We start from the raw sequence: 13,317 nt of genomic DNA on the forward strand, positions 1-13,317 counted from the left end.
GGGCGGTCACTTTCTCTCGACCTGCAGGGTCGTATGGATGACATTGTCGATGATATAATTCGTCGTGAATTTCGTCTCGCCCGGCGTCTCGTTCTTCGGCGCGTTCAGCGAGAACGAGAACTTGCGCTGCTGCGCTGCCTCGCGGGCCGCCTTGGCAGCCTCGCGCGCGGCCTTGCGCTGCTGCGAAGGCGTCATCGGCACTGCTGAAGCGCCCGGTGCGATGATGATCTCGTTGTTGCGGCCCGTGCGCTTGAGGCTCTGGAGCTTGTCCTTCGTCGTAGTCGTCTTGTCCTCCTGCGCGATGAGGTCGACGCCCGTCTGCTGCAGGAGCTTGAGCTGGGCAATCGGCGCGACACCGCCGCCGCGGATGTCGAGCGTCAGCGGGCCCTCCGGTGCCGTCACCGGCACGCGGTACGGGATCAGCAGGGTCTCCTTGTCACGACGGTACGGCTTGATCGTCGTCGTGAACTTGACGAGATCGCCCGGCTTGACTGTCGTCTTATCCGGCACAGCCGAGAGGAGCGTCGCCGTCTTGCGGCCGTTCTCCATCTGGACGTCGATCTGGACATCGACGATGTCCGACTCCTGGTCCGTGTTCGAGCAGATGACGTTCATCGCCTGCATGAGCTCGCCGACCGCGATCTGGCCGACGTCGGCCGTGTTGTAGAACATGTTACTGCGCTCGAACTTGCCGCCGTCCGCCGCATTCGTGCGGATGGTGAAGTGCACGTTAGCCGTTGCGCCCGCCAGCGTGTCCGACGTCTTCGTCATCGCCGCATAGGCGATGCCGCCAGAGAGCTCCGGCAGGAATGCCTCATCGTAGGCGATGCGCGCACCGTAGTCATCCGTGCGGCCGAGCGTCGTGTCCTGGATGCGGACCTTGACCGGCACGACTGTCGGGAAATCGCCGATCGTGCCGGCGATGCCCGTCTCGCGGTCCTGGCTGATGCGGCCGATGATGTTGCCGATATTCGCGATCTTCATGCCGTTGCTCTGGCCGCTGATCGTGCCGACGACCGTCGCATCCGTCATGAAGTAGTTGACGTTGCCGCGATGCAGGAACGGATGGCCGAAGCCGAGAATCTTCTTGCCATCCACAGCCGTGACCGTGCCCGTCGCGCCGACGGCGAAGTCACCATAGACGATGGCGACGCCGACCGCACTGCCCGGCTGCAGGTTCGCGTTGTAGAGCGTATTGCCCTCGCCTTCCGTGCGCACACCCATCGGCATGAAGGTGACGTCATGGCCCATCGGCACGTTCTTCTGCAAGAAGTCAATGCTCGGCTCATTGAAGCCCGAAAGGTACATGACGGCCTTGGGCTGCTTCGTCAGCTCTTTCTTGTCGGATGCAGCCGGTTTCTCGGCAGAAGCATCCTTCGCTGGAGCAGTTTCGGTGGCAGCAGCTTCTGCCGCTACCGCCTCGGCCTGCTTCTCTGGAGCCTCAGCATTCTCAGCCTTGGCGTCAACATCCTTGCCATCGGCGTCCTTAGCATCGGCATTCTCAGCAGACTTGGCATCCGTGTTCTCGGCAGCTGCAGCTTTGGCCTTCTTTGCCTCAGCCTTCTCCTGCTCCGCTTTTTCCTGCTTGGCCTTCGTCTCGGCCGCCGTATCCTCCGCCTCGTGGATGACGTCCATGACGCGGTTGAGGATGGCGTTGCCATTCGTCTCCGCCTTCTTGTTGTCCTCTTCCTTGGCCTTGGCCTCTTCCTTCTTGCGTTCCTCCACGACCTTGTGGATGTTGATTGTCTTGAGGCGCGTCTTGTTCTTCGTATCCGGCATCGTCCAGAGCTTCATCATGTCCTCGATCGGCGTGATGAAGAAGGTGTACGGCGTCATCTCCTTGATGCCCGCCGCCACGGCGCCGACGAGGCGGCCATTGACGTAGACGGGGCTGCCGCTCATGCCCTGTAGGATGCCGCCCGTCTGCTCAATCACGGGGCCGCGCGCGCGTGCCATGATCATGCGGGACGATCCTTTGCCATTGTCCATATTGCCCACGATATCCACATCGAAGCTGCGGATCTCGCCCGAGCTGTCCACTACGGTATAGGCCGTGCCCGTCATGCCACCTTTGACATCCTGGAACGGCAGAATGGGGTCCATCGCGTGTGCCGGCACAGCCGCCGTCGCGAAGAACATCGCAGCAATACCAGTCGCGATGACCTTCCTCATGAATTTATGCAAACGTACTCACCTCGTAAACGCCAGAATCAAACTCGAAAAATACTACTAGTTTTCATTATAACATACTCGTCCAGCCCTGTGCATGCCTCTTTTATTTCTTGACGAGGACCAGGCCGTCGCCGACGAGGCGCTCCTGCCCGTCCGACGGGGAGTTCTGCACGTCACCGTTCACGACGAGATCCGACGAGCCACCGCCGTCGAGGTTCAGCGCATCCTGCGCACCGAACTTCACGAGCAGCTTCGCCCAGTCCGTCAGCGTCAGGCCGACGCTGTGCGACTGGCGGCCGTCGACGACGGCCAAGAGATAGCGGCCGTCCTTCGTGATGCCGACGGCACTGCGCGGCGCGCGGCCGATGCGGATATCCGCAGGGAAATCCTCCTCGTCGACCGTCACATGGACGCGGCCATTCTCCACGAGGCGCGGGCCGCAGCCGATGATGAAGTCCATGTTCTGCCAGCCGTCGCCAAGGTTCTCCTCGATCATCACAGGGTCGCCGACCTGCACACCGCCGAGCTCATCGGCCGCCATGCCGTGCACCGAGATGACGACGCCATCTGCAGGGATTGGCGAATCGTTCTGGCGGATATCCGTGACGCGGCCGCCGCGCACGATGTACTCACGGCCGTATTCATTCGTGCCCGTCGAGCTGCCGTAAGCGCGGTTGTAGATGACGAGGCTGTCCGCGCCACGCTCGCAGTCGACGCCGGCCACACTGACGCTGACGCCGCCCATCGTGACCGTGCCGTCATACGAGATCTTGCCGAAGACCGGCGTGCCATCCTTGCGCAGGCCAAACGCCGAACGCGTGTAGTACGTCGTGCCGACCGTCTGGCCGTTGATCTGCGTCACGCCGAGGATGTCGCCCGCCGGCGCGAAGTACGAGGCATTGATGCCGGCCACGCCGCCGGCTCTGGCAACGATGCCGCTGACGGCCTCACGTCCCGGGATTTTCCCTTTTGCGAGAGTCGGCACGAGACGGTAGCGCGCGGGGTCTGCCTCTAAGAGCCAGGCCGATACCTTGCCGTAGTCATCCCAATAGACATACGTGTGTTCCGTCAGGCCCGGCTCGATCTCCTGCACATAGTCGCCATCGATGGTGCCCGGCATGCCCGTACTGCTGCCCTTCGTGGCCGTGACCGCCGGCTTGCTGGCCGCCGTGCCCGCAATGCTTGTTGCCGCACTCGTATCCGGCAGCACATCGATAAAGAGGCGCGTCGGGTTCTTGAGCGTGCGGACCTGATACGAGAGCCCCGCCTTGAGCTTCATCGTCACGATGAGATGCTTGCCCTTTTTATTGTAGGCAATCGACTCGATGCGGCTGCCCTTGGCCGGCACAGCCGAGAAACCTTTGTACGACGTATCGGCGAGGTCGAGCGTCAGCGTGCGGCCGTCCCCGGAGATCGCTGTCGTGTAGACAGGCATGTCCGTGAACTCGTAGACTACGCGGTCGTGCTCGCTGCCGCTGTGGAAGCGCATCGAAGTCAGCCCCGCCGCCATCGCGAAGCTCTGTCCGAGGAATAATGCCGCAGCGGCAAACACCGCTGCGCGGCGAAGGATCTTATTCATATTGATCTCCCTTCCAATAAAAAACCTTCCCGGCATGGTGCAGATGCGCACATGCGGGGAAGGAAAGCATCAGCTTTTATTTCCCGATCTTGAGGTTCATGGCCTTGCCGTCGAACTTCGAGAACGTGTCGAGCGCCTTGCCGCAGCCGAGCGCGACGCAGGAGAGCGGATCGTCGGCGAGTGCCGTCGGGATGTCCGTCTCGCGGCGAATGAGCTCATCGAGGCCGAAGAGCAGCGCGCCGCCGCCCGTCAGGATGATGCCGCGGTCCATGATGTCCGCCGAGAGCTCCGGCGGCGTTTCCTCGAGGACCTTCTTGACGCACTCGACGATGCGCGAGACCGAAGCGCCGATGGCCTCAGCCACCTGCTTCGTCGTGATCTGGACCGTCTTCGGCAGGCCCGTCAGGAGGTCGCGGCCGCGGATGTCGAGCGTCTCATCGCGCGCCTCAGGGTAAGCTGCGCCGACCTTGAATTTGATGTCCTCGGCCGTGCGCTCGCCGATCATGAGATTGAACGCGCGTTTGACGTAAGCGATGATGTCCGAGTCGAACTTGTCGCCGGCAATGCGCAGCGACTCGCTGTTGACGATGCCGCCGAGGCTGATGACCGCGATGTCCGTCGTGCCGCCGCCGATGTCGACGATCATCGAGCCGCACGGCTCCACGATGTCGAGGCCAGCGCCGAGCGCTGCCGCGAGCGGCTCCTCGATGAGCTGCGTGTGGCGCGCGCCAGCCTGCTCAGCAGCTTCCTGTACGGCGCGCTGCTCGACCATCGTGCAGCCCGACGGGATGCAGATCATGATGCGCGGACGGAAGACAAAGCTGCGGCCGACGACCTTCTCGATGAAGTGACGCAGCATGCTCTCCGTGATGTCGTAGTCCGCGATGACGCCCTCGCGCAGCGGACGGATGGCGACGATGTTGCCCGGCGTGCGGCCGATCATGCGGCGCGCCTCCTCGCCGATGGCGAGAACGCGGTTCGTGTCCTTGTCCACCGCGACGACAGACGGCTCGCGCAGCACGATGCCCTTCCCCTTTACATAGACCAGCACGTTGGCTGTGCCAAGGTCGATGCCGATATCCATTGACATACCAAACATTTTATTGAAATCCCCTTCCAACCGATAAAAGAATGATATCATACCTTCTGGAAAAGATTATGGCAGAATCAGATGAAAAGCAGCGGGAAAACAGATGCCGCCCATTCTATGCCATCTTTTCTCATTGATATACTATATAATACTTCGCGCGCTTTTACAATGGGTGGAACGGGCGAAAAAGCCAGAAATATGAGCGTCTCTGGCAGGCACAGCAATAATTTGCAAAATTTCATGTCATTTACGATAACTTACGCCAATTTTGTGAAAAATTTCTCTTTTTTCTTCTTTAAAAGGCGCATTGACAACGAAAAAACAGGATGATACGATTAATTTGACTTAGAGAAATTTTATAGGAGACGTATCTATTATGAAAAAAGCAATTGCCATCCTTCTCATCATCGTCGCAGCTTTCCTCGGCACGCTGCTCTACTTCCGCGCCCACGACACGCGCACGGCCGACAGCCTCTCCGCCTACGCGCGCATCGAGTTCACGGGCCTGCGCGGCTCGGACGGCTCCGCGACGAGCGCCCACTTCACCGTCTGGGATACGCGCTATGACGGCGCCAAGGCCGACTCCAAAGTCACGCTCGTGACGGATGACAAGGAGTGGCCGCTGATCGCCTCTGTCAAGCAGAAGAACGCGGGCGCCTTCCAGAAGGAGAACGAGATCTCCGTCTTCCTGCCGGCCGCCACGCTCGACGACATCAAGGCCGCCAAGACCATCCGCTTCCGCTATTCCTACAAGGATGGCCAGACGGTCGACCTGCCGCTCAACGATGCCGACCTCGCCTACTGGAAAGGCCAGGTCGAATAAACCAACGGCTGCATTGAGCGCATAAAAAAGGAGCATCCTCGCAATGGGATGCTCCTTTTCGCATACTATCATCAGCTTTTATAGACGCGCGGCACGCGCGGGGAGATCAGGCAGGTGACCTCGTAGTTGATCGTGTTGAGCCACTTGGCTGCCGTGTCGGCCGTGACCGTCTCGTCGCCGAAGAGCACAGCCGTGTCGCCTTCCTTGACATCCGGCAGGTCCGTGACATCGACCATGACCTGGTCCATGCAGACGCGGCCCGCAATCGGCGCCTTGCGGCCGCCGAACGAGACGTAACCGCCGTTGCCATATGCGCGGATGTAGCCGTCGGCATAGCCGATCGGCAGCGTCGCGATGCGGCTCTCGCGCTCCGCGATGAACTGGCGGCCGTAACCGATGCTCTCGCCCGGATGCAGTGTCTTCATGAAGACGACCTTGGCGCAGACCTTCATGACCGGCTTGAGGTCAATCGGATGCGTGACCTCATCCGACGGCCACATGCCGTACTGGATGACGCCGGCGCGCACCATGTCGTAGTGCGCCTCCGGAATCTCGAGGATGGCCGCCGACTCCGCGATGTGGCGGATCTTGAGTTTGACGCCTGCTTCCTCAACGGCTCTCAAAGCCTGCTCAAACTTTGCGAGCTGACCCTTCGTGTACGTCTTGTCCTTGCTGTCTGCCATCGCGAAGTGGGAGAACATGCCCTCAATCTCGATGTTCGGCAGCTGCTTGACCGCCGCGGCCAGCGCGCCGATCTCCTCGGGGCGGATGCCGATGCGGCCCATGCCTGTCTCGACCTTGAGATGGACCTTCGCCGTCTTGTGCTGGCGCACCGCCTCGCGCGAGATGGCCTCCGCGAGCGGCAGCTCGCAGACGACCTGCGTGACATCGTAGTCGACGATGTCGCGCGCCTCATCCGGCAGTACGAGACCTAAGAGCAGGATTGGCACCGTGAAGCCTGCCTCGCGCAGCTCGATGGCCTCGCCGAGCGTCGCGACCGCAAGATAAGAGGCCCCCGCCTCCACCGCGACGCGCGCGACAGCAAGAGCACCGTGGCCGTAGGCATCCGCCTTGACGACAGCGCAGAGCTTCGCCCCGCCGCGAATATTCTTCTTGATCTCCTCGTAATTATGCCTAAGAGCCGCAAGATCGATCTCCGCCCAGGCCGCACGATTTGGCATACAAATCCCCTTTTCTCATACCTAGTCAAATTCTCTTTTCAGTTTACTACACGGCCTAGAAAAGTCAAGCATCGATGGCGCATCAAAAAACGACCCCCGCTAAAGCGGAGGTCGTTTTTAAGATGGACTGACTGCAATCAGAAGAAGAATTCAAGCTCGCCGTAGAGGTTCTCGATCTTGTTATCCGTCGCGATGTTCTTGCCGTTTGCATAGCGCAGCGTCGTGACGACATTGCGGAACGGCGTGTAGTTCGCGCCGACTTCCCAAGCCTTCTGGCCCTGCAGGACAGCATCGAACGTGGAGAACAGAGCCGTGTTGTCACCGAGGTAACGATATGCGGCCCACGCACCCCAAGTGCCCTTGTTCTCAGCATCAGCGCCCTTGTAGTCGTACTCCGCGCTCCAAGCCTTGTTGAGGTCATCAGCCGACGTGTTGTTGGCGTAGAAGCCGTTGAGTGCGCTCGTGCCGTCGAAGTTGTAGCCAGCCTTGGCAAGCCAGATGTTGGCATTGTCCTCACTGGACTGGCTCGTCAGATTGTCTTTGACGTAGTTGAACGAGTCCGCATTGAGATGATGGTAATCGATGCCGCCGTTGAACTTGCCGGCTGCGTAGCCGAGGCCAGCGAACTGGTAGTTGGCCGTATCATCGCTGTTGACGATCTTTGCCGTCTCTTCATTGCGGAAGTTGTTGGAGGCGCTGACATCATCCATGTCGAGGCGGCCTGCGCCCGCCGTGAACGTCACCTTGTTGCCGAACGTGACCTGGCCGCCCGAGAACTCCGTATCGAAGATGCTGTCATCATCAATCGGGTTGAACTTGCCGAGCTTGACCTGGAAGTTCTTGTAGTCGCCCTGCGCGTAGATGCGGACGAGGTCAAGGTTCGTGTCCTGCGAATCGCCATGGAGCGGGTCTTTCGTGTCGCTGCTGTCTTTTGCCAGATCCGTGTAGGCATCGATACGGGCATTGACATGCCAGTTGCGGTTGACCTCAGCGCTCGGCTCGAGGCGCAGCAGCAGCTCATCGTCGTTGCTCTTCGTACCGGCATCCTTATCGCGCTGGCTCCAGTACTGGTAGAGGGCCTCGCCGTTCCACTTTACCTTGTCGGCGTTGCGCTCGAGGTTGCTGACGCGGACGCCGAGGTTGTTGAGCTCATCGGAGAACTCAGCGGCGAGTTTGTCGATCAGGGCCTTGTCGGCAGCGGAGACATCGCTCTTGGCCATAGCCTTTGCGATCATCTGAGCCATCTCATAACGCGTGATGTTCTGGTTGCCACGGAACGTCGTGTCGCCATAGCCTTCGATGACGCCATCAGCAGCGAGCTGGGATACAGCATCGTAAGCCCAGTGGTCAGCCGGTACATCGGAGAACGGGTTGGCAGCAGCAAACGTCGTGCTGGCAGCGCCGACGACGAGAGCCGTCGTCAGTGCAGATACGAGAGTCTTCTTCATCAAGAACTCCTCCTTCTAGAATAGAGTGAATCATCTTGAAGCGCTCACGGAGCAATCCGGCAAGAGTATCCATGTTTCCTATGCGCTTCTCCATCAGCCCTTCAACGCATTCATTGTAACACAGCAACAACGGAATTGCAAATCACTATCAATTAAAATAATCGAAACCAGAGATTCGCGCAAAAAAAGGCCTCCGCCAAAGCGGAGGTCTTTTGTATTGCTTGTGGATCTGCTAATCGAAGAATTAGAAGAACATCTCGATACGGCCGAAGAGGTTCTCAACCTTATTGTCCGTAAGGAGATCCTTGCCGTTACCATAGCGCAGCGTTGCAACAACGTTCTTGAACGGAGCGTAGTTCGTGCCGACTTCCCAGCCCTTCTGACCAGCGAGGATTACATCGAACGTGGAGAACAGATCCGTGTTCTGGCCGAGGTAGCGATAAGCTGCCCAAGCACCCCAAGTGCCCTTGTTCTGAGCTTCAGCGCCCTTGTAGCTGTACTGAGCGCTCCAAGCCTTGTCGAGTTCGTCAGCCGACGTGTTGTTGGCATAGAAGCCGTTCAGGGCATTCGTCTTATCGAAGCGATAAGCAGCCTTTGCGAGCCAGATGTTGGCATTATCTTCGTTGGCCTGCTTTGCGCCTTGTTCCGTGCCATCTTTCTTTACATACTGGAAGCTGTCAGCATTCAGATGATGGTAGTCAACACCGCCGACGAACTTGCCATCTGCATAGCCGAGGCCAGCGTACTGGTAGTTAGCCGTCTTCTCGTTGCCAACTGTGAACTTCTGCGTGAAGTCACTGTCGCTGTCCATGTTCTGGCGGCCAGCACCAGCCGTGAACGTTACCTTGTTGCCGAACTGGACTTCAGCGCCGGAGAACGAGGTATCAAAGATGCTGTCGCTATCAATCTGAGCGAACTTACCGAGTTTGACCTGGAAGTTGTCGTAGTTGCCCTGAGCCCATACGCGCTTGAGCGTAACATCCGTGTCCTGTTTGCTGTCCTTGCCATGCTCACGGTTGACATCAGCGCTGTCCTTTGCGAGGTCCGTGGAAGCATCGAGACGTGCATTGACATGCCAATGGCTGTTGACTTCAGCGCTCGGCTCGAGGCGGAACAGGAGCTGATCGTCGTTCGTCTTCGTGTTTGCATCCTTGTTGCGATGGCTGTAGTACGTGTACTCAGCCTTGCCGTTCCACTTAACCATGTCAGCATTGCGCTCGAGGTTGCTGACGCGGACGCCGAGGTTGTTGAGCTCATCGGAGAACTCAGCAGCGAGCTTGTCGATCAGGGCCTTATCAGCAGCGGAGACATCGCTCTTAGCCATAGCCTTTGCGATCATCTGAGCCATCTCATAACGCGTGATGTTCTGGTTGCCACGGAACGTCGTGTCGCCATAACCTTCGATGACGCCATCAGCTGCGAGCTGGGATACAGCGTCGTAAGCCCAATGGTCAGCCGGTACATCAGAGAACGGGTTTGCAGCAGCAAACGTCGTGCTAGCAGCGCCGACAACGAGAGCCGTCGTCAGAGCGGATACGAGAGTCTTTTTCATAAAGAACTCCTCCTTCAAAAAATAGAAATGAACATTTTGTCCAAGTTCCATCGGAGGATTCCTCATGAGTGTCCATGTTTCCTCAGTCTCTTCCTTCGATTTCCCTTAGGCTGTGTTAATTATAGCAGAGTTACCTTCAGTAGTCAAATTTAGATGCCGCTGAAAACTATAATAATAAAAAACCTCCTGAACAGGGAGGGGGAACTTTCCGTTCAGGAGGGGGGAAACATACTTTATAGGCCTTTAGGAGGAGATATCTTCTCAATTAACCGGGGATAACGATATCCAGAACAGTCTGGCGGAATGCGTCATATCCCTGATCCACGAGGATCTGATAGAGATGCATATCCGATGCTTGCGAATAGACGTAGTTGCGCAGGTTGTAGAACTTACTGCTATCAAGGTCTGCTTTCGTCAGGCCGTAGTCAGACAAAGCAACCTTTTTCAGGTATTCCTGTGTCCAGGACGAAATACCCGAAGTCAGGACAAAATCATGGTCGCCGAGGTGTACCAGGAAGGATTCCGGGCGTCTCGGCAGGGGCAGCGTCTCGCCATCCGGTGCCAGATAACCTTCCTTGATTGGATCTTTGCCAGCGATGATGGCAGCCGCCTTGATATAGCCGACTGGTTTCTTTTCTTCACTCGGCCAGCCCGCATGATCATGGGATACCGCCACAGCAACTACAACATCCGGACGCAAGCCGCGGTACATGCAGTCTGCGACCTGCTGGATGTGATGGCAGCCCGTGCCGGCAATCTTGATTTCCGGCAGGCACTTGTGATCCGGAGTCCACTGCAGGATCCATGGTTTAGTCAGGTCGTGCAGCAGCACCGCTTCCGTCAACAATTCACGATTCATGGAATAGCCGAAGAATTGCTCGTAATTCTCGATCAGGCTCAGTCCTGTCTGGAGATCCGTTGCCACATGCGTGATCAGGCCGCATGGATACGCGTGATGACCGCCCCAGCCTGCACCGGCAGCATCCCAGAAATTCAATTTATTCTTGACTTCGGGGAAAATCTGGTCGATCGTGTTCTCTTCTTTGATATATCCAGCGGCCAGCAGTGCCTTGCGGCAGGCTTCCTTGCTCGCCTTATCCGGGTATTTCTTCAAGATCAGCGGCTTTGGAGATTTCAAGCCCTCTAAAACAACCTTCTTGACCGTCTCATCCTGAAGGCCATTCGCCTTGTCCATGAGCCAGTTATAGCCATACTCGCGCAATGGCGAGCGCTTAGCCATCTCAGTCGGTGACAATTTCTCCATCTCCGAGAATTTAATGGCCGTCGTCTCGATGTTGCGCGGTGCGGCAAATCCCTGCTTGGGTAGGATAGAAGCTGCTGCAAATGCAGCAGCAGCGCCTGCAGCCGTTTTCAGGAAATCCCTGCGATCGATTGATTTGTCCCAGATTGCCATAATAAACCTCCTTCCATTGTGCGATACACAGCAAACAGGCCTAAAAGGCCTGTCCGCTGAATCAAAGTTGTTTGTTGAGAATACGCTTCATCAGCATCAGATATCCTGATGTGCGGCGAGCCACTGACTCCAGCTCGTCTTGAATCCGTCCGCATGATTCTCCTGGACGTACTGATAGAACTTCTCTACCATGTGAGCCTTCTGGTGATAATAGTCAGCCTTCCACTGATCCGGCTTCGGTTTTGCGATTTCATAAGCAACGTAGTTGCCGCCGAGCAGGTACTGACGCGAGAGGATATCGCCCAGCGAGACATCCGGATTCTTCATCATATCGTACATGGCCATGTAAGCCGTCGTGCGGCCTACACCAGCCTGGCAGTGGAAATGCAGCCAAGCATTTGCCGGCATCGTGCGCGTGAAGTTGATGAACTCATCGATATTGGCGGCCGACGGCCAGATGTGATCCGTTGCCGCAATGCGATAGTAATGGAGGCCATTCTTCTCGACCAACTGCTGTTCCGTCATGACGGAATCAATCTTGACTGGTTTCGGATCGATTGGCATCTTATTCTTATCAAGCGCTGCTACGATAAGGCTCTTGCCTCTTGCTGCGTTCAGGCGGCTGTTCTCGTCCTTGAGTACCTCTGCCTTGTTCTTGCCGAGATTACCCCAATCGCGCAGACCGTACCAGCTGACTGCATTGCCGTTGAAGACACCGTGCGTCTCCTGACGGAGGTCCATGATGTAGATAGGACCTTTCGCCTGCTGTTTGAGGACTGGCAACATTGCCTGGAGCTCACCATTGGAGAATTCCGCACTGCCCGACATGTAGAGCGTATCAAGTCCCTTGCGCGTCGGCGTCGGGTTGAAGCCCTTGCCTGTCTTCTTGAGATTGACATCCGTCTTGAAGGCCGAATTCATCGTGCGGAAGTTGCGTGGCAGCTGATTGCGGTCTTTCGTGTCCATGCGCCAGATGTAACCGCTGTAATCCGGCTCCCACGAATTGACCTTGTTCTTCTTGGCCCAGACACTGTACGGCGTCTTGAGGTCAGGATTCTCTTTTACATAATCATAGAAATGCTGGACAAACTGATAGCGTTCGATATACGCCTTGCGGCCGTAGTTCTTCTTCTTATCTGGAATCTCGCTGAGGTCGACAATGCCGATGAGCTTCTGACGCTGGATGATGTCGTCGAAGCTGACATCCTTCGCATTCTTGAGAATATCGTGCATGACCATGAAGATGGTCGTGCGGCCCATGCCGGCATAGCAGTGGTAATGCAGCCATGCATCCTTCGGTAGGGATTTATAGAACTCCAGGAACTTGTCGACATCGGGATCATCCGGGCGGAAGTGATCCTGCAGCGTCAGGCGGAAGTAGTTAGCGCCGTGCTGTTTGACCATCTCTTCCTCGGTGCGAACTTTGTTATAGTTGACATAGACCGGGGAAAGGAGCACATTCTTTTTATCATCAAAACGATAAATCGATTTAACGGTGCTATCCTTGAGTGAAGCGAGCTGCTCTTTCTCCAGCGGGATGATGATGTCTTCGGTGCGACCATCATTGCCCCAGTCATGGTTGGCAAACCAGCTAACTGCCGTACCATTGAGATAGCCATGCGATTCGCCGCGCAGATCCACATCATAGAACTGCGACGGTTTTACCGGCACCTTTTTGAGGATTGCTTCCAATTCCTTCTCAGAGAAGCAGCTGGAAGCCGAGACATTCATCGTATCCATGCCTTTACGAGTCGGCATAATACCGGTTTTCGTCACACCAACATACTTGTCATTACCCGTGCGGAAGTTGCGTGGCAGCTGATTGACGTCAGCGCGGTCAATCTTCAAAGCAAGTTTCGGCGGATTCTTGACGACCGCAGGAGCCTGAGCTTCAGCCGAGACTTCCTGTACGACTGCAGCTGGTGCCTGTGCAGCCCACGAGGTCCCCGGCAGCTGTGCACTGCCGAGCATAACAGCAACGGCAACAGAGAGCAATGTCTTTTTCTTGAAACTTATCATAAGATTTTCACTCCTCTTCTAAAGCAAACATATGCTTTA

The 13,317-nt window shown here is 57.1% G+C and carries 10 protein-coding genes; 2 read left to right on the plus strand and 8 right to left on the minus strand.

From position 1 onward, the window contains the following. Positions 1-6 precede the first annotated feature (6 nt). The 3 genes from MITSMUL_RS11720 to mreB all read right to left on the minus strand — a co-directional run bounded on the left by MITSMUL_RS11720 (position 7) and on the right by mreB (position 4,850). Complete coding sequence (locus MITSMUL_RS11720) at positions 7-2,172, minus strand: SpoIVB peptidase S55 domain-containing protein (RefSeq protein ID WP_005843006.1); 2,166 nt, start codon at positions 2,170-2,172, stop codon at positions 7-9. Positions 2,173-2,275: 103 nt separating this feature from the next. After that, the gene (locus MITSMUL_RS11725) at positions 2,276-3,751 is read right to left on the minus strand and encodes a phosphodiester glycosidase family protein (protein ID WP_040636474.1); all 1,476 of its coding nucleotides are present in this window, start codon (positions 3,749-3,751) and stop codon (positions 2,276-2,278) included. 76 nt (positions 3,752-3,827) lie between these two features. Next, on the minus strand, positions 3,828-4,850 hold the full coding sequence (gene mreB / locus MITSMUL_RS11730; RefSeq protein ID WP_036378469.1) for a rod shape-determining protein: 1,023 nt from the start codon (positions 4,848-4,850) through the stop codon (positions 3,828-3,830). Between the two features lie 72 nt (positions 4,851-4,922). Here mreB and MITSMUL_RS12815 point away from each other — a divergent pair, with 72 nt between their 5' ends. Together MITSMUL_RS12815 and MITSMUL_RS11735 are read left to right on the plus strand one after the other, a co-directional pair. Further along, positions 4,923-5,171, plus strand: a complete 249-nt coding sequence (locus MITSMUL_RS12815; RefSeq protein ID WP_005843012.1) for a hypothetical protein — start codon at positions 4,923-4,925, stop codon at positions 5,169-5,171. 46 nt (positions 5,172-5,217) lie between these two features. Then, complete coding sequence (locus MITSMUL_RS11735; protein ID WP_005843014.1) at positions 5,218-5,664, plus strand: hypothetical protein; 447 nt, start codon at positions 5,218-5,220, stop codon at positions 5,662-5,664. 71 nt (positions 5,665-5,735) lie between these two features. Here MITSMUL_RS11735 and alr read toward each other — a convergent pair whose 3' ends face one another. From alr to MITSMUL_RS12995, 5 genes are all read right to left on the minus strand, one after another. After that, a complete protein-coding gene (gene alr, locus MITSMUL_RS11740; protein ID WP_005843016.1) occupies positions 5,736-6,845 on the minus strand; it encodes an alanine racemase in 1,110 nt (369 codons plus the stop codon). Between the two features lie 137 nt (positions 6,846-6,982). Beyond that, positions 6,983-8,293, minus strand: coding sequence for an S-layer homology domain-containing protein (locus MITSMUL_RS11745; protein ID WP_005843018.1), 1,311 nt, complete (start codon positions 8,291-8,293; stop codon positions 6,983-6,985). Between the two features lie 244 nt (positions 8,294-8,537). Next, positions 8,538-9,845, minus strand: coding sequence for an S-layer homology domain-containing protein (locus tag MITSMUL_RS11750; protein WP_040636475.1), 1,308 nt, complete (start codon positions 9,843-9,845; stop codon positions 8,538-8,540). Between the two features lie 265 nt (positions 9,846-10,110). After that, positions 10,111-11,259, minus strand: coding sequence for a twin-arginine translocation signal domain-containing protein (locus MITSMUL_RS11755; RefSeq protein WP_005843029.1), 1,149 nt, complete (start codon positions 11,257-11,259; stop codon positions 10,111-10,113). A 96-nt stretch (positions 11,260-11,355) separates the two neighbouring features. After that, positions 11,356-13,278 (minus strand): phosphatase domain-containing putative toxin, encoded by a 1,923-nt coding sequence (locus MITSMUL_RS12995; RefSeq protein ID WP_005843030.1) that lies wholly within the window; start codon positions 13,276-13,278, stop codon positions 11,356-11,358. Between the last annotated feature and the right edge of the window lie 39 nt (positions 13,279-13,317).

It is taken from the genome of Mitsuokella multacida DSM 20544 (assembly GCF_000155955.1).
Classification (GTDB): Bacteria; Bacillota; Negativicutes; order Selenomonadales; family Selenomonadaceae; genus Mitsuokella; species Mitsuokella multacida.